The organism is Shewanella sp. BJSY2023SW005 (assembly GCF_047314585.1).
Taxonomy (GTDB): domain Bacteria; phylum Pseudomonadota; class Gammaproteobacteria; order Enterobacterales; family Shewanellaceae; genus Shewanella; species Shewanella algae.
Window position 1 is genome coordinate 26223 of record NZ_JBKORJ010000002.1, and the last position, 21917, is coordinate 48139.

At 52.1% G+C, this 21917-nt stretch carries 20 protein-coding genes; 7 read left to right on the forward strand and 13 right to left on the reverse strand.

The window, feature by feature from the left end:
- Nucleotides 1-34: 34 nt before the first annotated feature.
- The 3 genes from ilvM to ilvC all read right to left on the reverse strand — a co-directional run bounded on the left by ilvM (nt 35) and on the right by ilvC (nt 3859).
- Nucleotides 35-292 carry an acetolactate synthase 2 small subunit gene (ilvM, locus tag ACMHXI_RS00115; protein WP_025010070.1) on the reverse strand — a complete coding sequence of 86 codons (258 nt, stop codon included), beginning with the start codon at nt 290-292 and terminating at the stop codon, nt 35-37.
- Entirely contained in the window at nt 289-1965 is a 1677-nt protein-coding gene (gene ilvG, locus ACMHXI_RS00120; RefSeq protein ID WP_100143442.1) for an acetolactate synthase 2 catalytic subunit, read from the reverse strand. Before ilvG ends, ilvM begins: the two co-directional genes overlap by 4 nt.
- A gap of 412 nt (nt 1966-2377) precedes the next feature.
- A complete protein-coding gene (gene ilvC / locus ACMHXI_RS00125) occupies nt 2378-3859 on the reverse strand; it encodes a ketol-acid reductoisomerase (protein WP_413733647.1) in 1482 nt (493 codons plus the stop codon).
- A 148-nt stretch (nt 3860-4007) separates the two neighbouring features.
- Here ilvC and ilvY point away from each other — a divergent pair, with 148 nt between their 5' ends.
- Nucleotides 4008-4880, forward strand: coding sequence for an HTH-type transcriptional activator IlvY (gene ilvY / locus ACMHXI_RS00130; RefSeq protein WP_413733674.1), 873 nt, complete (start codon nt 4008-4010; stop codon nt 4878-4880).
- A gap of 148 nt (nt 4881-5028) precedes the next feature.
- On the opposite strand, the gene ACMHXI_RS00135 is transcribed toward ilvY, so the two are convergent.
- Nucleotides 5029-6360 carry a hemolysin family protein gene (locus ACMHXI_RS00135; protein WP_025889658.1) on the reverse strand — a complete coding sequence of 444 codons (1332 nt, stop codon included), beginning with the start codon at nt 6358-6360 and terminating at the stop codon, nt 5029-5031.
- Nucleotides 6361-6534: 174 nt separating this feature from the next.
- On the opposite strand from ACMHXI_RS00135, the gene ACMHXI_RS00140 reads away from it, so the two are divergent.
- Nucleotides 6535-7338: a substrate-binding periplasmic protein gene (locus ACMHXI_RS00140; RefSeq protein ID WP_071238989.1), complete on the forward strand. Its 804-nt coding sequence runs from the start codon at nt 6535-6537 to the stop codon at nt 7336-7338.
- A gap of 30 nt (nt 7339-7368) precedes the next feature.
- On the opposite strand, the gene ACMHXI_RS00145 is transcribed toward ACMHXI_RS00140, so the two are convergent.
- The 4 genes from ACMHXI_RS00145 to ACMHXI_RS00160 all read right to left on the reverse strand — a co-directional run bounded on the left by ACMHXI_RS00145 (nt 7369) and on the right by ACMHXI_RS00160 (nt 11533).
- Complete coding sequence (locus ACMHXI_RS00145) at nt 7369-9159, reverse strand: diguanylate cyclase domain-containing protein (protein WP_413733650.1); 1791 nt, start codon at nt 9157-9159, stop codon at nt 7369-7371.
- The gene (locus tag ACMHXI_RS00150) at nt 9156-10154 is read right to left on the reverse strand and encodes an ABC transporter substrate-binding protein (RefSeq protein ID WP_413733652.1); all 999 of its coding nucleotides are present in this window, start codon (nt 10152-10154) and stop codon (nt 9156-9158) included. Before ACMHXI_RS00150 ends, ACMHXI_RS00145 begins: the two co-directional genes overlap by 4 nt.
- A 159-nt stretch (nt 10155-10313) precedes the next feature.
- Complete coding sequence (locus tag ACMHXI_RS00155; protein ID WP_025010076.1) at nt 10314-10562, reverse strand: hypothetical protein; 249 nt, start codon at nt 10560-10562, stop codon at nt 10314-10316.
- A 155-nt stretch (nt 10563-10717) separates the two neighbouring features.
- Nucleotides 10718-11533, reverse strand: a complete 816-nt coding sequence (locus tag ACMHXI_RS00160) for an EAL domain-containing protein (RefSeq protein ID WP_413733654.1) — start codon at nt 11531-11533, stop codon at nt 10718-10720.
- A 318-nt stretch (nt 11534-11851) separates the two neighbouring features.
- Here ACMHXI_RS00160 and ACMHXI_RS00165 point away from each other — a divergent pair, with 318 nt between their 5' ends.
- From ACMHXI_RS00165 to ACMHXI_RS00180, 4 genes are all read left to right on the forward strand, one after another.
- Nucleotides 11852-12649, forward strand: coding sequence for a winged helix-turn-helix domain-containing protein (locus ACMHXI_RS00165; RefSeq protein WP_413733656.1), 798 nt, complete (start codon nt 11852-11854; stop codon nt 12647-12649).
- Complete coding sequence (locus ACMHXI_RS00170) at nt 12637-13137, forward strand: hypothetical protein (protein WP_025010079.1); 501 nt, start codon at nt 12637-12639, stop codon at nt 13135-13137. The genes ACMHXI_RS00165 and ACMHXI_RS00170 overlap by 13 nt, the downstream gene beginning before the upstream one ends.
- A gap of 157 nt (nt 13138-13294) precedes the next feature.
- A complete protein-coding gene (locus ACMHXI_RS00175) occupies nt 13295-14815 on the forward strand; it encodes a YifB family Mg chelatase-like AAA ATPase (protein ID WP_413733659.1) in 1521 nt (506 codons plus the stop codon).
- 174 nt (nt 14816-14989) lie between these two features.
- Nucleotides 14990-15358, forward strand: coding sequence for a hypothetical protein (locus ACMHXI_RS00180; protein ID WP_144164993.1), 369 nt, complete (start codon nt 14990-14992; stop codon nt 15356-15358).
- A gap of 86 nt (nt 15359-15444) precedes the next feature.
- Here the strand turns inward: ACMHXI_RS00180 and caiA are convergent, their stop codons facing one another.
- The gene (caiA, locus tag ACMHXI_RS00185) at nt 15445-16581 is read right to left on the reverse strand and encodes a crotonobetainyl-CoA dehydrogenase (protein ID WP_028780099.1); all 1137 of its coding nucleotides are present in this window, start codon (nt 16579-16581) and stop codon (nt 15445-15447) included.
- Between the two features lie 348 nt (nt 16582-16929).
- Here caiA and ACMHXI_RS00190 point away from each other — a divergent pair, with 348 nt between their 5' ends.
- A complete protein-coding gene (locus tag ACMHXI_RS00190; RefSeq protein WP_025010088.1) occupies nt 16930-17577 on the forward strand; it encodes an MBL fold metallo-hydrolase in 648 nt (215 codons plus the stop codon).
- 75 nt (nt 17578-17652) lie between these two features.
- On the opposite strand, the gene ACMHXI_RS00195 is transcribed toward ACMHXI_RS00190, so the two are convergent.
- The 4 genes from ACMHXI_RS00195 to ACMHXI_RS00210 all read right to left on the reverse strand — a co-directional run bounded on the left by ACMHXI_RS00195 (nt 17653) and on the right by ACMHXI_RS00210 (nt 21917).
- Nucleotides 17653-18972, reverse strand: coding sequence for an MFS transporter (locus ACMHXI_RS00195; protein ID WP_028780097.1), 1320 nt, complete (start codon nt 18970-18972; stop codon nt 17653-17655).
- Nucleotides 18973-19329: 357 nt separating this feature from the next.
- Complete coding sequence (locus ACMHXI_RS00200) at nt 19330-19617, reverse strand: 4Fe-4S dicluster domain-containing protein (protein ID WP_025010089.1); 288 nt, start codon at nt 19615-19617, stop codon at nt 19330-19332.
- Nucleotides 19614-20906 (reverse strand): FAD-dependent oxidoreductase, encoded by a 1293-nt coding sequence (locus ACMHXI_RS00205; RefSeq protein WP_025889642.1) that lies wholly within the window; start codon nt 20904-20906, stop codon nt 19614-19616. Before ACMHXI_RS00205 ends, ACMHXI_RS00200 begins: the two co-directional genes overlap by 4 nt.
- Before the next feature lie 60 nt (nt 20907-20966).
- Complete coding sequence (locus tag ACMHXI_RS00210) at nt 20967-21917, reverse strand: FAD-binding protein (RefSeq protein ID WP_144191439.1); 951 nt, start codon at nt 21915-21917, stop codon at nt 20967-20969.

Sequence of the window (21917 nt, forward strand, 5' to 3'; positions counted from 1 at the left end):
CTCAATTCCTTACGCTTATTCTGATGATTCTTGGTTAGCCGTTGACGGTACGGGAGAGGCTGCTTGCGGGCCGCACAGTGCAGCGGGCCACGTCTACCAGCTTAGTCAACTGACGGCTCAGCAACTCTATGGCTCTATCACTGTCGACCGCCATTGCCAGCTGCAGGCGCTGATCCTCGGCCAGTGTCATATGCATATCGCGGACGGTAAAGCCGCGGTGGCGGGTTACCCGCAATACACGCTCCAGCACTTCGGGGCGTTGTTCCAGGGTCAATTCCAGATTATGGATCATGATCGCTTCTCCGTTTGTTCCATCATTTCACAGTTGGAGGCGCCGGGGGGAACCAGCGGCCAGACATTAAAGGCATCGTCTATGGCGACGTGCAGCAGGAAGGGGCCTTTGGCACTGAGCATCTCATCCAGTGCCTGCTCAACCTCATCGGCCGAGTAGATGGTGCGTCCGGGGATATCGAAAGAGGACGCCAGGGTAACAAAGTCGGGGTTATCGGACAGGTCGGTTTCGCTGTATCTCTCTTCAAAAAACAGCTGTTGCCACTGTTTCACCATGCCCAACTTCTGGTTATCTATCAAAAGTATCTTCACCGGCAGTTTACGACGCTTGATGGTGGTCAGCTCCTGCACATTCATCATGAAAGAGCCGTCGCCGGAAACCGTGACCACAGTGGCATCCGGCCGGGCCATCTGCGCGCCTATGGCCGCCGGCAAGCCAAAGCCCATGGTGCCAAGCCCGGCACTGGAAAGATGATCTTCCGGGCGGCGAAAATGCATATGCTGGGCAACCCACATCTGGTGCTGGCCGACATCACAGCTCACCACAGAGTCGCTCGGCAGCTTGTTGGCCAGACGGCGCAACATGGCCGGCGCATAGATGAGTGAGCCTGGATGGGCGTAATCCCACTGGTGCAGCGCCCGCAGGTGCTCGACTTCAGCCTGCCAGGGCGCTATTTGCAGCGCTTGCGGCGCCAGTTGCGTCAATATGCTTCTTAAGTCCCCATCCATGGCCACATCCGGCTGACGCAGTTTGCCAAGTTCGGCGGCATCGATATCCAGGTGGATCACCTTGGCCTTGCTGGCAAAGCTCTCCAGCCTACCCGTGACCCTGTCATCGAAACGGGCACCGACCACCAGCAGCAGATCGCACTGCTGCACCGCCAGATTGGCGGCCTTGTTGCCGTGCATCCCCAGCATCCCCAGGTAACCTTGAGTGCCATGGGCTATGGCGCCCAGCCCCTTAAGCGTTGCCACCGAAGGAATACCGCTACGCTGGATAAAGGCCCGCAGCGGCTCCACTGCGCCCGCCATACCGACGCCGCCACCGACGTACAACATGGGTTGGCGCGCGGCCGCCAGCAAGGCGTTGGCTTCCGCCAAAGCCGCCTGGTCCAGCTCCGGCTCATCGGGCACCGCCTGCAACGGCGCCTTGTATTCCACTTGGGCAAGCTGGATGTCTTTGGGGATATCCACCAACACAGGACCGGGACGGCCGGAGGCGGCGATTTCGAAGGCGCGGTACAGGGTAGCAACCAGTTCCTCGGCGCGGGTCACCATAAAACTGTGTTTGGTACATGACAGGCTCATGCCCAGCACGTCCATCTCCTGAAAGGCATCTGTGCCTATCACGGAGGTGGAAACCTGGCCTGTGATGGCCACCAGCGGCACTGAGTCCAACAGCGCATCGGCCAAGGCGGTGATCAGATTGGTAGCCCCCGGACCCGAGGTGGCCAGGCAGACGCCCGTCTTGCCGCTTGAGCGGGCATAACCGACGGCGGCGAAGGCGGCGCCCTGTTCATGACGGGAGAGCAGATGTTCGACCTGGCTGTCGTAGAGAGCATCGTAGATAGGCATGATGGCGCCGCCGGGATAACCAAAAACCGTGTTCACCCCATGGGCGGCCAATACCTTGATAACTGCTTCACTGCCGCTGATCTTCTGCCCTTGTTCCATCTTGTTATCTCGCCTATTTTTGCTGCTGTTTAAGTTTTCAATGGCCCTGAAACGACAAACCCCCCGGTCCTTTCGGAGCGGGGGGTTTGTTTGCAATTTCTGACCCTATCTGGTCTGTCGTCGCGCCACGAGCCGCCCCCGCTGTGATGGAATAATCACGACGGTAATAATCACGAGGAGGAGCTTGGCGCTTAAGTTAAACATTTCTCAGACAGTTTCCTGTATTCAATTTATCTGCTTGGCGAGCCCTTTGGCAGCGCACTTATTAACCATTACCATAAAGTGTTTTCAGAACACAACAAAAAAATTCACAACCTGAAAATCTTCCAACTTGGCCTGGCTATGGCACCCTCGGCAATGGCTCGCCTAAACAGCTTAATTGCCGCCGGCGGCAATTAAGCTAACGTTTACGTCAATCTTGCAGGTTTATCCTTTTCATTTCAGTCATGTAACCGCGAAGTTCGGCACCGACATATTCGACGGCCGTATGGCGAATCGCTTCGTTGACCTCGATCAGACGCAGATTATCGACCCCATTGCCCGAATCCTTGAGACCGGCGCCCAGGACCTCGGGAGAGAGGGCGTTAACATAGTCACGCAGCAGCGGCACGGCGGCATGGTTGAACAAGTAACAGCCATATTCGGCGGTATCCGAGATCACTACGTTCATCTCATAGAGGCGTTTGCGGGCTATGGTGTTGGCAATCAGCGGCGTCTCGTGCAGCGACTCGTAATAGGCCGACTCTTCGATGATCCCGGCATCCACCATGGTATCGAACGCCAGTTCCACCCCGGCCTTGATCATGGCCACCAGGAAGATCCCCTTGTCGAAATAGGTCTGCTCATCTATCTGCTCGGCGCAGGTCGGCGCCTTTTCAAAGCCGGTGTTATTGGTCTCTTCACGCCAGCGCAGCAAATTGGCGTCGTCATTGGCCCAGTCGGCCATCATAGTGGCGGAAAACTCGCCGCTGATGATGTCGTCCATATGTTTTTCAAACAGCGGAGTCAGCAACACCTTAAGCTCTTCGGCAATCTCAAACGCCTTGATCTTGGCCGGGTTGGACAGGCGATCCATCATATTGGTGATACCGCCATGCTTGAGCGCCTCTGTGATGGTTTCCCAGCCCTGCTGGATAAGCTTGGCGGCATAACCCGGCTCAACGCCATCGGCCACCATCTTGTCATAACCCAGAATCGCTCCCGTCTGCAGCATGCCGCAGAGAATGGTCTGCTCGCCCATCAGATCCGACTTCACCTCGGCGATAAACGAGGAGTGCAGCACGCCGGCGCGATCGCCGCCGGTAGCACTGGCATAGGCCTTGGCTATCTCCAGGCCGTCGCCATTGGGATCATTCTCAGGATGCACGGCGATCAGTGTCGGTACCCCAAAGCCACGCTTGTATTCCTCACGCACTTCAGTACCGGGGCACTTGGGCGCCACCATGATGACAGTAACGTCCGGGCGCACCTGCATCCCCTCTTCCACTATGTTGAAACCGTGGGAATAGGACAGGGTCGCACCTTGCTTCATCAAGGGCATTACCGCATTGACCACAGGAGTGTGCTGCTTGTCAGGAGTCAGGTTCAGTACCAGATCGGCCCCGGGGATCAGCTCTTCGAAGGTGCCTACCTTGAAACCGTTTTCGGTGGCTCGCTGCCAGGAGGCGCGTTTCTCGGCTATGGCTTCGCTGCGCAGGGCATAGGCGATGTTCAGCCCTGAGTCACGCATGTTCAACCCCTGATTCAGGCCCTGGGCACCACAGCCAAGGATGACAATATTCCAGTCCTTGATATAGTCACAGCCGTTTTCAAACTCGCTGCGCTCCATAAAACGGCACTGGCTCAACTGTGCCAACTGTTGCCGCAGATTCAGGGTATTGAAGTAATTTGCCATCTTAGCCACCTGTTTAACCGAATTCCTGGGACCAAGCCGAAACGGCTCAGTGATGCAAATCACTATAGCCCATGGTTTAAATTGCTTGAAATGATATATTCGGCATGTCATGTTGCACAAAACGCAACAAAAAGAGAGGCAAAACGGCATGGATATTCGGGCGATAAAACTCTATCTGGATCTCTGCGACACCCTGCATTTTTCCCGCACCGCCACCCGGATGCATGTCAGCCCTTCAACCTTAAGCCGCACCTTGCAAAGGCTGGAAGATGAAGTGGGCTGCAAGCTGCTGGAGCGGGACAACCGCAGCGTTACCCTGACCCACGCAGGCGAAGCCTTTCGCCGCTTCGCCAGCCAGACATTGAATCAGTGGCAGGAGCTGCGCCGCGAGCTGGATCCGCAGCAAAAGCTGCTGAGGGGCACATTGCAACTCTATTGCTCAGTCACAGCCGCCTACAGCCACCTGCCGGCCCTATTGGATAAGTTTCGCCGCCAGCAGCCCCTGGTCGATATCAAACTCACCACGGGTGATGCCGCCGATGCGGTGCAGGAAATTCAGCAGCAGAGGGCGGATATCGCCATCGCCGCTCTGCCGCAGGACTTTCCGCCGAGTCTGCACTTTGCCCCCATAGGAGAGGTGCCACTGTCGATTATCGCGCCCACCATCAACTGTCAGTTGCAGTCGCTGCTGGCGCAAAATCCTATTCCCTGGGAGCAACTGCCCTTTATCGTGCCAGACCACGGCCCCGGGCGTTTACGGGCCGAGCGCTGGTTCAAGGCGATGGGGATCAAGGCCAATATCTATGCCCAGGTATCGGGCCACGAGGCGATAGTGCCCATGGTGGCTCTGGGCTGCGGTGTCAGCATCACTCCGGATGTAGTGGTAGCCAACAGTCCACTGGGCGAGAGGATAAAAACCCTGGCCTCACCGGCCGAGATAGCCCCCTTTGAACTGGGGTGCTGCTGCAAGGCCAAGCGGCGCCAGGATCCCTTGGTGAGTGCGTTTCTGGAAGTGATTTAGCTAAGGAAGGTGCAAACAAGTCCCATGCGTGCTCTGCGTCGGCTTACAGGCCTGGATACAAGGCGTGGTTCGCAGCAAATGGCCCTAGTCCTTTGCAAGAAGCACAACACCGCAGGCAGGCTTGTAAGCCACGCCCTTCGAGCTTACCTTAAATATCGAGTGACTCTTCATCCTTGGGCAGTTGATCTTCCTGAGGCAAGAGGCGGGTAACCAGCAACTGGTCTACCTTGTAGGCATCTATGTCCACCACCTCAAACTTATAACCTGCGTAGTTGACCGAATCGGTGCGCTTGGGGATCTTGCGTAATGTGTACATCATAAAACCGGCGATGGTTTCATAGTTTTGGTTTTGCGGAAACTCCTCAATACCAAAGGCACGCATCACATCGGTTATCGGCGTCACCCCGTCCACCAGCCAGGAATTGGCATCGCGGGGCACTATCTGCTCTTCACTTTCATGCAGCGACCAGGCGCCCATTACCGCACTTTGCAGATCGTCAGTAGTCACTATCCCCACCACCAGGGCGTATTCATTCATCACCACGGCAAAGTCGGCCCTGTGATGACGGAAGTACTCCATGGCTTCCGACAGGCTCAGGGTGTCGGGAATGATCAGGCTGCTGCGCACTAACGAGGTATCTTTCAAATCTATCTTGCGACCGTTGATCACCCGGATCAGCAGCTCCTTGGCGTCTACCACCCCTTTAATATTGTCCAGCTGACCATCACAGACCAAAAACTTGTTGTGCGGATCTTCGGCGATTTTTTTCTTGATAGTGTCTTCGTCATCCTGCAGCAGAAAATACACCAGGCTCTCACGGGCGGTCATCGCAGAGGTAACACTGACAGATTGCATCTCGAACACATTCTCTATCATCTGCTGTTCGCCCTTATCCAACACACCGGCCTCGGCACCGGCATCCATGATGGCGTAGATATCGTCCGGGGTGATCTCATCATTGCGGGCAGTGGGGATCTGCAATAGCTTGAAGATACCGTTGGCCATGCCGTTGAAGATCCACACAAAGGGGCGCAGTAGGGTGATGCATATCAGCATGGGGTTCACCAAGTTAACCGCCACTTTCTCCGGTAAGGCCATGGCGACCCGTTTGGGCATCAGGTCGGCAATCAGAATAAACAGGCTGGTCACCAGCACGAAGGACAACACAAAGCTTAGCTGTCCGACCCAAGCCTGAGGGATCACATGGGCCAAAGCCGCTGCGAAGTAAGGGGTAAAAGCAGACTCACCGACAATCCCCCCCATGATGGCGACGGCATTGAGACCAATCTGCACTACGGTGAAAAAACTGCCCGGAGTGGTTTGCAACGCCAATACTTTTTCGGCGCGCAAGTCTCCCTCCTCGGCCATCTGCCGTAAACGGATTTTACGGGATGCGGCCAGAGCAATTTCGGACATGGAAAAAAAGCAGCTGGTTCCGATCAGGCAAAAGATAATCACCAAATTATCGAATAAACTCATACAACACCTTAGGTTAGTTACAAAGCGCTTCTATGCCGTGCCCTTATCCAGGCCTGAAAATGGAATGACTGGGAGGTCAGAAAGGCGAACTGGTTACCGGTATGGACAATTACATGGCGAATTGAGTGGCTTTGCTATACTCCAAGAAACCCATTGCAGGCCTCTTTTACCGGAATGAAGTTCACATTATATCCGTTTGCGGCATTTTTGACAGTGATGCTTATCTCACCGGTTTCAATGGCTGAAGAAGACTCTAACGGCATTAAGTTAAGGATATGTGTCGAAGAGTCTGAATTTCCCCCCTTCAATTACTTTTCCAGAGTCGATGGTTACAAGACCCACGATAGTGACGGCTATGACATTCAGCTGCTTTATCGGCTGTTTACGCCACCACGCTGGCAGCTGCAAATCATCACCCTTCCCTGGCCAAGGTGCATGCTGGAAGTGGAACAGGGCAAGATAGACGCTGCCATGAGCGCCTCGGCCAATCCCGAGCGACGGCGAAAGTTCCTGCTGTCGCGCTCCTATTACTATCTCACCCCGGGGGTGGTCTTTCTCAAGCGTCGTTTCCCGCAGGGCTTGAGGTTCAACTCACTGGCCGAGCTGGCACAGCTGGGCACAGTTTGCGGCATTCGTGGTTTCAATTATCGTAACTTCGGTTGGGACAACTCTCAGCCATTGTCCCTGAGTAAAGATCTGCCGTTGATCCCCGAATTATTGATCCGGGGCCGGTGTGACTTCTTTCTGGCACGACTGGAGATTTTCAGCGGCACCTTAAAGCTGATGGATCGCGACCCACAGGTCATAGGGCTGGCAACGCAAGCCATTCCCAACACTCGGCCAGAACCCTTCTATATGCTGGTTTCCAGGCAAAGCCCACACAAGATGGCGCTGCTGGAAGAGTTCAATACCGGTGTAACCCAATTGGAAAAAAGCGGCGAACTGCAGCTGTTACTGCAAACATTCACCGGCCACTGATCCCCGCGTTACTCCGTCAGAAACCAAGTGTTATTCCGCCAGAAACCAAGTGTTGCGTCCCAGATGCTTGGCCTGATAAAGCGCCTTGTCTGCCACTCGAATGACCTCACTCAAATCCTGTTCATCCCGGGGCAGAAGTGCCAGCCCAAGACTTATGGTGACTATGCCTGCTGGCGATGCTGCGTGAGAGATCTGCAACGCCCTGACTCGATTCAACAGAATTTCGGCCAAATCCTTGGCTTGCCGGCGGCCGACTCCCGGCAAGACCAAAGCAAATTCCTCGCCGCCGACCCTGGCCAACAAGGCTGATTCAGGAAGCGCTTTTTGCATGGTCTGCGCCAGGCGCTGCAGCACACTGTCACCGGCCGGATGACCGAAACTGTCGTTGAAGGCCTTGAAGTGATCCACATCCAGCATGATCAGTGCACCGGCTTCTTCCGAGGCCAGCAGCCGCGCCAGGGATTCGGTAAAGGGGCGGCGATTGGCCAACCCGGTAAGTTCATCGGTTTCCGACAGCTGCTTGAGCTTGTGATTCAGCCCCAACAGTTCCCGCTGCAGCCCCAGCATCTGCAAGTCCCTGCGCTCCCTGACCAAGAGTTCATTGAGCGCAGCGGCAAACTGGGTCAGCATGGCACGGCGGGACTGTGGCCACGGCTGAGGTGATTGACCATTACTCAGCGACAATACCCCCAACAGATCGTGACCATCGGTAATGGCAAACAGTGCCAGGGAACGTAACTGCAACTGCTTGAGCAGACGATATTCCGCATCCGCCTCTGGCCTCAGGGTTTCCACATCTTCCACCACCATCATCTGGCGGGAGTTGAGCTGCTCTGAAAAACGATTCAACTCACTGATATCTATGTAGCGTGAAGCCTGAGGGTCACCCCGGCGGCTCCAGACACTGCGGTAGCAGAGTTGCTGCTCCTTTATCTCCAACAAGGCGACCCGTTCGACGGCAAACAATTCGGCAATCTGACGGCCAACATCGGCCAGGGCCTGATTGACTTCTCCCGGCTGCAACTTCAAAAATTGTAATGACAGATCCGCCAACAACTCATTGGCTCTGGCCTGCCAAGCCAGCTCCTTATGGCTTAGCTCTACCAACTCAGACAACTGCCTTTGCCCCCGGGCCAGATGTCTCTGTTGCCAACGTTTGCGGGCAAAATCGGTTCTAATACGTCGATACATCTGCTCTATGGCGCGGGCGACACTGCCAATTTCATCCTGATTCTCCGCACCAACCGCATCGGGCAACGGCACTTTTCGCGGTTGCCCCAAATCTATGCGGTTGACGTATGCGGCCAGTGCCGCCAATCTTCCGGTAACCAGGCTACGTACCAGCGTCAGGATCACATAGATCATCAGCAGGGTTTTCAAGCCATTACCCACGACTATCAGAATCATCTGCCGCCACAACTCATAATAGAGTTGGTTGCGGCTGCGCTGAACCTTGAGCTCACCTATCTGTTGCTGACGGTAGATGATTGGAAACAGAAAGGTCTCATTATCCTGGGCCTGATTATTTCCCACCTGCAGGGCAATCCCGTCGGCACTGGACAAAGACGCGCCGGAAACATAGGGCTGCATGCCTATGCCAATCAGTATGTCCCGCAGCAGCTTATGGTCCACATCCCAAATGGCCTGCGCCATGCCGGGCAGATTTGCCTCGACATATTCATGTAACCTGCGATTGCTGCCTTCAACGCCATCCTGATAGTTCCAGAACAGCTGGGCCGCCATGGTCACCAAGGCAAAAAATGAACTGACACCTATGATAACCAGGGTCATCTTGTGACTGATGACGGAGCTTTGTTTCAATGCGTTACTTCCGATGTCTGTTGGTACCAGGCGAGCAGTGCCCGCCAATTTCGTTGCTCGAGCATATTGAAAGGCTCAGTGCCCGGCACCAGAAGCCTGAACATTGGGGGAACCTTCTCATTCCATGGCCTGGCCTCGCTGTCGTCACGGATGCGCATGAGCGCCTCTGCCCCCGCCAGCAAATGACCGCCGCCCAAGACACTGATGTGCCCCTGACTACGCCAATCAAGTACCTTGGAGGAAGTGTTGATACTGGCGATGAAAATATCCTCTCCAGGTCTGAGCCCCTTGTCCTCCAATGCCGCAATGGCACCAAAGGCCATATGATCGTTGGCGGTCCAAATCCCTTCCAGCCCGGGGTAACGATTCAGCAACACCTGAGTCTGCGCCCTGGCTCTCTGTTCTTGCCAGTGACCATAGACGAGTTGCAGCGGTTCTATCCCCGCCTGCCGAAAACCGTTTAAAGCTCCTTGAGTCCGTTCGATAGACGCCGGTGTCCCCTTGTCACCTGAGATCAATAATACCTTGCCCTGCCGCTTATTCCCCATTTGCATTAACAGCGCCTGGGCGGTCAGAAAACCTATTCGTTCATTGTCCGGAACCAATGGTGGCAGCAAATGCTGCTGCCAATAAGGCTCCTGCAACAATGAATGACGCGCCTTGGGCTCAATATCATTGAGCAGCAGTAGCGTTTTAAAGGGGAGCCCTTCAAAGGCTGCCAGCATTTTTGCGGCAACATTTTTTTCATTGACCAAAATGACATACCGGGGCAATTGCTCGCGAGCCGCCAACTCTTGTGCCAGGGCTATCATCCTGAAATGATCCCTGTTGGCATGCAGTATTTCCAACTCAATGTTGAGCTCGGCCGCCGCCACCAACATCAGCTTATCTATATCGCCCCAGAAACTCTCCTGAGCAGAGCCTGGATTAATAAAGCTAACCCGTAACGGCTGAGCTTGAGCCAATACCTTGGTCGGGTAGTTTAGAAAAACCATCAGCAAAAGCAGAAAAAGGGAAAGGAGTTTACGTGGTGGAGTGAATAAATCACCCCACCACGTATTAAATAGACTCAACAGCAAGGCATCCATCCCCCAGCAAACAATGCATATCGTATACCGGAGAATTAAAACACAGATGGGCTGCCCTTGTGGAGATTAATTAACCTCTGGCAAACTTTCCAGAAGCTGATAACCCATTTCGTTGAGTTGATCATTAACGCAGGTCAGCAGATATTCCTGACGTTCTTCGGCTGGCACCGCGTCTTCATCGGCCATTTGCAAACAGGCTTGCTGCAGTTGTTGAATATCGGTTTCACTGGCTTGAGGCAGGGCGTTTTCTTCATCGGCTGCCAGGGCAGCACCACTGAGTAACATACCGGCCAGCAGCAGAGTTAAGCTTTTCATCTTGTTTCCTTGTGTGAGTAAAGTGCCATCCCATGGGGCAGCACAGAGAAGTCTCACACAATCTACCAGTAGATTTTACATTCAGATAACGAGAAATTTTTGCCGTGACAGTGACCTTTTTTATCCGTTAAACAAGTGAATTAGCGCCTGCGATGTCACCCAAAGGCATGCTGGTGCAACTCTATTTGCGCCAGCTTTTCCGGCTGGGAAAACAGGTATCCCTGCAAACCATCATAGGGTACCAACTCCATCACCAAAAATTGCTCCAGCGTCTCTACCTTTTCAACAATCACCTTAACCTGAGCCTGATTTTTTAATTGATATATATAGTCAATAAAATCCAGCCTGACTTTTTCTGATTTTTCAAAACCGCGGGGAAGGATCAATTTGATATAATCGACGCAAGCAGTATTAATCCAATGCCGTCTCAAATCACCTTTAGGCTCAAAGTCATCCAAAGCAAATTTAACACCAAAATCATGTAACTTGGCGATACTGGCAAAAGCAGTTGTAGCAATCTTGGCTGACAAACGTTCCGTAATTTCAACAACCAACTCCACATCTTGTTTTTTCAATGTTTCTTTTAGCCAAACCAATTCAGCCTCTAAAGAGGAGATGATTCTAGTTTCTATATTGATAAACAGCCGTGCAATTTTGTGGCCAGCCAGGGCCAAAACATCGAGATGCCTGTAATCAATAGCCGCCAATTGATGCAACTGCTCCAGAGATAAATTCAATAGCTCTTTTTGATGCAGATTGGCATAGAAACCTTCCACACTTAAGCATAGCTTTCCAGGCCTGAATAATACTTCATAAGCCACCTCTTGGGCACAGCCGCTTATTTTTCTGGCAACTATCTCCTGAAAATGGGCTTCAGTTAATGGTGCGTTATTGTACTCATTAAACAGCTTGCTTATGCTGCCCGACTCATTGCCGGAATCCGTATTGTCACATCTCTGCTGCGTAAGCATGTTTCCCCCTTGATAGCACTGAACAGCAACAACCCGACAAACAGATCAGCATTCGGTTAACACTATGCATTTTGCGGGATCAAGGCAGAGATTCTCACCAGTGGAGTTAATCCCGCAGTTATAAAAACTAATAAATGGAGTCTAAGGGATACCCACTATTGACAACACAAGCATTGAGCTCAAGAATCAATAACTTGCAAAATTAACACTCTATTGATTAATGAAACATTATCTCAACAACAGGATTTTTTATTACTTATTATTAGGGCGTAAAACATGTAGAAACTTAAATTAAAAACAAAAACAATAGGAATAAAAATGGACATCACTAAAGGTAGGAAAACAATCACAGCTCGCCAAAACAACGACAACCCAATTATCAAAACAGACACCAAAGGATATAAATGTTCAATTCCAGAATTTTATATATTAAAAGAGCTATACCTCAGTCGAGGCCAAGCAGTAAGCAGAGATAAACTCTTGGATGCCGGCTGGCATGGAAGAATTGTTTCCCCCAATTCCATTCCAGTTGCCATTGCCAATCTTAGAAGAATATTCAGAGAGATTTCAGGCAACAACATTATATTCACCAAGAAAGGTTTTGGTTACGGCCTTGATACACTTCAGGGCAATATCCAGCTGGAGTTCATCAATGACAACATCAATCCCGTTTATACCGAAACGGTAACGCCTCCCCCACAAAAGACCAACTTCAGCTTAAGACGAATTCTGTATATCAAAAGCATATCATTGGCATTATTCTTTGTACCATTCGCAATAACAAAAGCGCTGACACACACACCACCCAGAATAAAAATATACACCAACGGAATAAATAAGATAATTACTATATCAAGGATCAAGAACACAATAGACAAGCAAGCCATAAACTCAGTCATTGAAGAACTAAACTATCAACTCATTGGCACTGTAGACTTCTATGAAATTGGGAGAACAATAAAGGATAACAGAGACACTATTATCTTGAGCCATAGATCAGGTTTATTTTCGATCGACTGCATTAATAAATCGCATAACAGTATTAATACCTATGTCAGTTATGCAGATGCCTCAATACTCAATAAGCTGAAGGATGGAACTGTATGCCAAAGTTAAAGAAACTGCTGCCAATCACCATCCCTCTAGCCCTCTTGCTGAGTTCCATCATCATTAACCTTCTATATGACTATCACGAGGTTCAGGACATAGATGGCATGTATCAGATGATCAAGGAAGTAGAAGGCCCTGATAAGCAGGTCAAGCGCATCACTTTTTCCCTCTACATAGATATTGATTCAGAAAGCTTCTGGGGGCTGTTGCAACTGAGTGACAACAAAGAAAAAACGGATGGGAAAATACTCTTTTCCGGCAAGGTCTCCAGGCTGGTACTGCACGACAATGCAGTTCAGGTCGAACAGGTTAAAGTCTACCCTGTCTCAGCCGATTCGCTGGAAGTCTTGTTTGCCAACCCTGCACTGTCACTGTTGAAGCTCTTGCTGGCGACTGACTATAAAGTGGTGTGGCACTACACTTTGGTCGACCAAATTTTCTGCTTCTCCAATGAAACAGACACCAGTCTAAGGTGTATGAAGAAAGTCATCTAATCCCGCCTTCCAGGGTGATAGCTATTGGTGCCGTCCATTCCCGGGTTCTGGAAACCTCTGTCGATAAGGCCAGAACCGCTATTCCCTCAAGCCACTGTAAATCCAGGCAACTGCTACACTCTACTGAATCAGGGAAGCGCACTACAAAGGAACTGTTATGCCCATAGCCAGAGTTGCCACCCGAGCCGCCAAAGGTGTGGAGGCGCCTCAGGTACTGGTCGAAGCTCACCTCTCCAACGGCCTGCCGGCCTTCAATCTGGTGGGGTTGCCGGAAGCTTCGGTCAAGGAAGCCAGAGAAAGAGTCCGCAGCGCCATAATCAATGCGGGTTTTGAATTCCCCATGCGCAGGATAACCATCAATCTGGCACCGGCCGATCTGCCCAAGCAAGGTGGACGTTACGACCTTCCTATTGCCATTGGTATTCTAGCAGCATCCGGGCAGCTGCCACTGAAATCTCTGGACGATCATGAATTTGTTGGTGAGCTTGGGCTGTCCGGTGAGGTCAGGCACTGCACTGGTATCCTGCCGGTAATTATCGCCGCCCGTCAAAGAGGCATCAAACTGGTATTGCCACAGGATAACCGCAGTGAGGCGGATTTGGTGGGCTATCAACAGTGTTGCCTGGCCCAGCACCTGCAACATATCGCCGCCTATCTGCACGGGCAGCAAACCCTGCCGGGGATAGTGCCGGGAACCGAATGGCTGGAACAATCCAAGCCCCACTCGAGTGACTGCCTGTCGGACGTCATAGGCCAATATCAAGCCAAACAAGCACTGGAAATCGCTGCCGCCGGCGGGCATAACCTGCTAATGCTGGGGCCACCTGGCACAGGCAAAACCATGCTGGCCAGCCGGATAATCTCACTCCTGCCCCCCATGAGTTATGAAGAGGCGCTGGAAGTGGCTGCGATTCATTCAGTGGCCGGCATGGCCACTGAGCCGGGGGAGTTTTATCGCCGCCCGTTTCGCGCTCCGCACCACACCAGCTCCGCCATCTCTTTGGTGGGTGGCGGCTCGATTCCCAAACCCGGCGAGATTTCACTGGCTCACCTGGGAGTGCTGTTTCTCGATGAAATTGCCGAGTTTCCCCGCAAGGTACTCGACTGTTTGCGTGAACCCATGGAAACCGGCCATGTCGTCATCTCCCGCGCCGCAGCCAAACTGCGCTTCGATGCCCGTTTTCAACTCATCGCCGCCATGAATCCCAGCCCCTGTGGTGATGCCGGCCCGGGAAGCCGCGCCAGCCCAGAGCAGATCCGCCGTTACCTGGCCCGGCTGTCAGGCCCTTTCATTGACAGATTCGACCTCACCATTGAAGTGCCCAAACTCCCGCCAGGCGCCTTGACCTCAGAGGCGGCGCAGGGTGAAACCAGTGAGCAGATAGCCGCCAGAGTAGCGGCAGCGCGGGAGCTGCAACTCAGCCGCGCCGGCGTACTCAATAGTCAGTTGGGCAGTAAGGCATTGAAGCAGGCAGGTTTCAAACCCGGCGATCTGGCGTTTCTCGAACAGAGTGTCAATCAGCTGGGATTATCGGTGCGCAGCTTTCATCGGCTGCAACGAGTGGCGCGCACCATAGCCGATCTGCAGCTCAGCCCCATGGTCGAGCGGCGCCATCTGGCCCAGGCCCTGGGTTATCGGGCGATGGACCGTTTGCTGGCCAGCCTGCAACAGCTTTGATGACCCATGTAGATTGATGCCTGCATGTTCGGCGAGTCAACTAAAGGGGCCAATGGCCATAAACCAAGCGCCCAGAAAAAATAAAGCAAAACAGCTGAAAGCACCTTGGCTTCAGACTAGGTACAGGCCGCCTTTGTTACAGTAAAACGCCATTTCACTGACAAGGAGCCCAAGATGAAACCACTGATGCGTTCCCTTTCCATCAGCTCCATGCTGACATTAACCGCCTTAATCTGGGGTTGCAGCGATGTCATCAGCGAACAATACCCCACCGAGGCCGAAGCACGGGCTGAAGGAGTATTCGAGCGAGGCTGGCTGCCACCGATATTGCCGCCCTCGGCCACGGAGATAAAGGTCAACAATGATCTGGACAACAACAGCTCCAGCGGCAGTTTCCGCCTGCCCGCGTCGGCGATGAGCGAGTTCACTTCTCAGTTAAAAGCCGAAGAAGGTCTGGCCAACAGCTGGTATTACCGCGAAGGCGACTCCCTGTGGATCTTCCGCCTGACCCAGGACGGAGTTATCCAGTACCAACTGCAGTAAGGCTTCAGCTAGGTAACGGTTGCAACTTGGCCAACAGGAAGGCCAACTCGGCCACATTGTGGGCGGTATCTGTCTTTACCTAAAGACTAGACATACTCCCGGAGCACTTCCCGACCCAGCGTCAGCACCTGCATCTCTTCCGAGCCGCCGGAAACTCTGTCGACCCGCAGATCGCGCCAGAAACGGCTGATGCGATGCTCGCCGGTGATCCCCTGGCCGCCAAACACCTGCATGGCATTGTCAACCACATCGAAAGCCGCCTTGGAGCAGTAGAGCTTACACTTGGCGGCATCGCCCGGGGTCATCTGGCCGTTGTCGGCCTTCCAGGCGGTGTGATAAATCATGTTCTTCATGTTGGTGAGCTGCACCGACATATAGGCAAACTTTTCCTGGATTAGCTGTGTCTTGGCGATCGGCAAGTCAAACTGTACCCGCTTGTTGGCGTAACGGGCGGCATCTTCGAAGGCGCAATAGGCGCAACCATAGTTGCTGCAGGCAATGAGGAAACGCTCCAGATCAAACTCCTTCTTCACCCTGGCAAACCCGTTGCCTTCGGTACCGAAAAAGTCCTTTTCCTCCAGCTCTACATTGTCGAACTCCACCACACAGCAACTGTCCATCTTCAGTCCCAGCTTGGGCAAGTGGCTGACAGAGATCCCCGGTTTACTCATATCGACAAAAAACTCGGAGAAAATTGGTTCGAAGCTGGCGGAATCTTTGGCCATCACCACCAGGTAAGGGGTCTCGGCGGCACTGGTGATATAACATTTGGTGCCATTGAGGTAGACCTTGCCCTTCTTTCGGGTATAAGTGGTCTGTAGGCTGCGAACATCCGAGCCGGCATCCGGCTCGGTGACCGCCGAGTTCCACACCTGTTTGCCGGTACCTATATAGGCCATGATCTTGTCGATCTGCTCCTGGGTGCCTTCCTGCAATATAGTGGGAAAACCCGCCATCTGATAAAGCACATAGGTTGGCGCACCGAGACGGCCCAACTCTTCCCAGATCAAGGCCAGAGTCACCAGACCGGCATCGCTGCCACCGTATTCTTCCGGAAGCAGCAAACTGTCCAGCCCCAGCTTGGCCAGCTCTTTGACAAAACGTTCAGGATATTCATTGTTGTCGTCGCAGGCGGAGAAATAGCGCTCCCAGTCCTCCTGTGACATCAGGTCTCTTACTCCTGCAATAAATGCTTCTTGTTCGTTTGTCAGTCGATAGTTCATCGATACCTCAGCAAGTTTTCATCAGTAAGCAGGATGCCTGTCTAAACTCTGCGACAGGTACCTACGGCAGTATAACCCCAGGCATATTCGAGTCAATCCAGATAGAAATGCTGGAACATGGTCAATATTATAGAAATTAGCCCGCAATCCCTTTGAGCCATTTCACAATAATCCAAGTGAAATAGATTATTGAACAATAAGGTATAAATTTAAAGCCTGAAACAATCCATTTAATTAATTTAAATATAAAATCACAGAAAATAATTTTTGATTTATTGAGCAATATCAACCAATAGAATCCATCGACAAGTAAACTCAACTTATCGTTATATAATTGTGGAGATATAAATGACTCAAAATGTAAACTTCAAAATTATTCCTGTAACTCATTACAAACAAAATGCCTGTATTGTTTGGCAAGATGGTTGCAACAAGGCTGCTGTAATAGATCCAGGTGGTGAAGTAGAGAAGATAACAAGTTTTATTGAAGACAATAAACTGGAGCTGGATAAGATACTCCTGACCCATGGCCATATCGATCATATCGGCGCGGCCAGATTATTGGCCAAGAGTTCATCTGCCGAAATACTCGGCCCTCATAAGGATGATACTTTTCTGTTTGATATGTTGCCGGAGGAATGTCGTCTATATCAATTTCCCCACTGTGATGTCTTTTATCCAGACCGCTTTCTTGAGCAGGATGACACTATTTGGGTCGGCGAGTTACAACTTCAGGTGATTCATTGCCCGGGCCATACACCAGGCCACCTGGTATTCTTTGCCCCAGCGGCCAAGTTGGCCTGGGTTGGCGATGTGCTGTTCAGGCACTCCATAGGCCGCTGCGATTTTCCCGGCGGGAATCACGCGGCGCTGCTGGATTCCATCAAGAACAAACTCTGGCCGCTGGGGGGAGATACCTGCTTTATTCCCGGTCATGGCCCCATGTCCACTTTTGCTGAAGAGCGGCGCCACAACCCTTATGTCGCCGACCGTTGAAGCTATTGCCGCCTCCCATGAGGCGGCGATTTCTCAGTATTTGATAACTAGCGAAAGATGATTAGTATTTTATAATCAGTGCTTTACAAATCCTGCAACACTGGTGTCCGCCAGGGTCATGCCACGGGTTTCCGGTGCCAGCAAGATGGAAACCACCAGGCCCAACAGTGAAATACCGGCACCGGCCATCATGGTCCAGGAAACGCCATAAGCGTTCATAAACACAGGCAAGGCATAGGTCGAGAGTATGGTGCCTATACGGCTGAAAGACATCACGGCACCCACGGCCGAAGCGCGGATATCGGTAGGGAACAGCTCATTGGGGTAGAGCCACTGCAAGATCCCAGGGCCTCCGGAGCAGAAGGCGTACATGCCAAAGGCCGCAATCACTACCCAGATACCAGGCGAGGAAACTAGTCCCAGCATGGCCAGCGACAAGGTCATCATGGCAAAGCTGATGATAAGCAGTGGTCGACGGCCCATGGAATCCAGCCAATACATGGCCGGAATACAACCTATGATAAAGAAGGTACTGATAATAATGTTGCCAAGCGCCGAGTCTTTGCCATCGTAAAAACCCAAGGCCCCGACTATCTGCGGCCCAAAGGTGTAGATGGCAAACATGGGAATGATCTGGCAGGTCCAAATTGTGCCGATAAAGATGATCATGGTGAAGTTGCGTTTTTCGAACAGTTTACGATACTGGGTATCGATCTTCTCTTCCGCTTCAATATGAATATTGCCGCCAAAGTACTGTTGCATAACTTGTTTGTACTCGGCGATACGGCCCTTGCGCAGCAGCCAGCGTGGCGACTCGGGTAGATGGAAACGCCCAAGCAGGATTACCAGACAAGGTATCAGGCCGCTGCCGAGCATCCAGCGCCAGCCCCCTTCAACGTCATAAAGCAGATAACCTACCGCATTGGCCGCAGTAGCGCCCACATACCACATCAAGGCTATGAAGCCCATGGTAAAGGCCCGCTTCTTGGTTGGGGAAAACTCGGCCACCATGGAGGTGGCAATGGGGTAATCGGCCCCTATCACTACCCCGATAAGGAAGCGCATCACCACTAACTCTATCGGCGATGAAACGAACATAGTGGCGACAGATAACACGGCTATCGCTATGATATCTATTAGAAACATTAACTTACGACCGAATAGGTCGGCGATGTAACCAAAGAGTGCGGTACCGACAAATAGGCCCACCAGGGTAGATGCCCCAACCAGGCCTATCCAGTTGGCATCCAGCTGCATTTCAGGGATCAGTTGCTCAAGCGCCAGGCCAATAATGACCAGAATATAACCGTCGAGGAAGGGACCACCACTGCCCCAAAACATGATTTTCTTATGTAATGGCGTAAACTCCATTTCATCGAACTTTTTAGCTTTCATATGCTAATCTCTTATATTAAACCAATAAACATGGTTGATTTATTCGTTCACAAAATGTGCCATTAATCTTCAGCCTGATTTCTCAGTCGAGAAATACTGAATAATAAATGGGACTAAAACAAATCTGAAGCTCAAAAGTGAGAAAACGGTTACAGTTAGCAAACTACATAAGTCGCAGACAAATCTTTAAACAGGTTAAAAGTTAAAACAAATAAGAGCACAGCGCTTCAAGTTAAGCATTATCAAAATCTGTTTATTCAACAGGGCTAATAACATTAAAAGTGTATGCTCTCATTTTGCACAATCGAGCTCGTTAGAAAACTAACTTAAGTTCAGATTTAAGGTTTTCAAGCGGCACTAGCCATAACGATATTCAATACCGAATGTACCTCTGGGATATTCCCATTTCTTGATAATGGTTTCACCGCAAAGCATTTTACAGGTGCCACATTCCAAACAACCGGCAGAGTCAAATTTAAGGCTGCCGTCGTCCTGAATTTTATAGAGTCCTGCTGGGCAGGCGTTAACCAACTTACGGAATTCATTGATATCCGGGTTTTCAACAAGCTCAATATGTGGATGTCCCTCATCAACATAGAACTTGTTCACCCCCAATTTCACATCAACATTGACTGGCTCGCTCATATCGCTGTCATCCCCTTAATACCATCTTTAATCAGATTCATATAACCCACTTCTTTGGCATGCTTCATCAGGGTCTTGCGCAGAGGTTGCGAGGCGCTGCCATCTATGGTGAACATCTCCTGCATAATGTCGGCGACCAGCTTGGGATACTGATTGAAGATCCTTGGGTTCTCCATAAAGGCGGGTAATTTCTGGTACAGCTTGAGATCTTTCATGATGAAGCTGTTGTCCAGCAGTGTTTGATAGGCACCGAGTCCGGCGGCACTGAAATCATTCTTGGCCTTGGCGGCAAGTACGGCTCTGGCGGCGGCCTCACCGGATGCGATAGCCAAGTCCATTCCGCGGACCGTATAGCCCACGTTGAGACAGAAGCCTGCCGCATCCCCGGCAATCAAGACACCGTCATCCACCAGCTTGGGCAGCATGTTCAGTCCGGCCTCGGGAACCACGTGGCCTGAGTACTCAAGCAACTTGCCGCCTTCAATCAAAGGCTTGATCGCCGGATGATTCTTGAAGTCTTCCAACATCTGCGGCACTGTCTTGGAAGAGGTTTCTATGTGGTGCAAGCCACAAACAATCCCCAAAGAAACAGTGTCTTTATTGGTGTAAAGGAAGCCCCCGCCCAAGAGACCATTGGAGGGGGAACCGGCAAACAGCCAGGCAACGCCTTCATCACCGCTGACATTAAAGCGATCCCGTATCTGCTGCTCTGACAGGGCGATAAGCTCCTTGGCTCCGACCGCCATGGCACTGGATTGCACCTTGGGCTTAACCATGCCGAGCTGTTCCCCCAGAAGAGGGTTGACCCCTTCAGCCAGAATCACTGTCTTGGCCAGCAGTGAGTCGCCATCGGCCTCCACCCCTATGACCTTACCGTCTTCCTTGAGGATTTTTTCAACCCGAATACCGGTAATAAACTGAGCCCCGGCTTCCTCGGCCTGTTCGGCCAGCCACTGATCGAAAGTGCCTCTGAGCAGAGTATAAGATTCCTCTACCGGCTCCTGACCACGGCCGTTGTGATAGTCCAGGGTTACTGCAGTATCATCAGTGAGAAACGATACTTTTTCCTTGGTAACCTTACGCTCCAGCGGCGCCCGTTTGGCAAAATCGGGCATAATCTTTTCCAGGCTATGGGCGTAGAGTCTACCACCAGTCATATTCTTGGCCCCGGCATAGTTGCCACGTTCAATCACCAGAACATCGGCGCCCTGACTGGCCAGGACATAGGCAGCAACGCAGCCGGCGAGCCCGCCTCCCACTATGATTGCGTCAAATGCATCTTCTGACATGCTGATCCTCTCTTGAATTCGAGACTACCGGCCCCTTGAGCCGGTAGCCGGGCCAGATAGTTAGCCTTTGAAGCTGTTCAGCAGAGCTGGAACTATCTTGTTGATATCACCGACAATGCCGTAATCCGCATACTGGAAGATGGGGGCATTCTTGTCTTTGTTGACAGCAATAATGGTCAGGGAGTCGTTGACGCCAACCATGTGCTGGATCTGACCGGAAATCCCTATGGCCATATAGACATCAGGCTTAATCATCACACCTGAAACCCCAATGTAGCGCTCACGCTCCATCCACTTTTCAGTTTCGGCAATCGGACGGCTGCAGCCCAGTTCGGCACCAACCTTGGCGGCCAGCTGTTCAATCAGCTTCAGGTTATCCTGCGAACCTATGCCATTGCCCACACCGATAACGCGCTTGGCCTTACCCAGGTCGATATTGGATTTTTCCTTTGGCCGACGTGCCAGGCAGCGAATGCCATTGGCTGGGGCAACAAATTCCAGAGTGATAGTTTCGGCGCTGCGGCCCGCTTCTTCGGCTGGCAACTCCTTGAAGGCGCCGGCGGCCAGAGTCACCACAGCAATTTGAGAGGTGATCTTCTCTTCGCCGATGGCCAGGCCACCGTAGACCAGGTGCTTGGCACCGACATGGCCTTCGCCGTCGATTGTGAGTTCGGCGGCATCATTGAAAACCCCGGCACTCAGGCGCACACCCAGCTTGGCGGCCAACGCCTTGCCGCGGCGGCTGGCTGGCAGCAAGACCAGGGACGCCTGCGCTTCGGCTTCAATCGCCTTGGCCATGGTCAAGGCGTACTCTTCCACTATGCGGCTTGAGTCCTTCTCGCCCAGGTGATACACCTTGCTTGCGCCCAATGCTGCAGCCCTGGCAACCTCATCGGCACCGCCCAAGACGAATACAGAGACACTGTCACCCAGTTGCAGACCGGCGGCCATTACTTCGGGCAGACGAGCAGCCTCGCTGCTGAAAACCCAAACATTTGCTAGCTTGTTCAT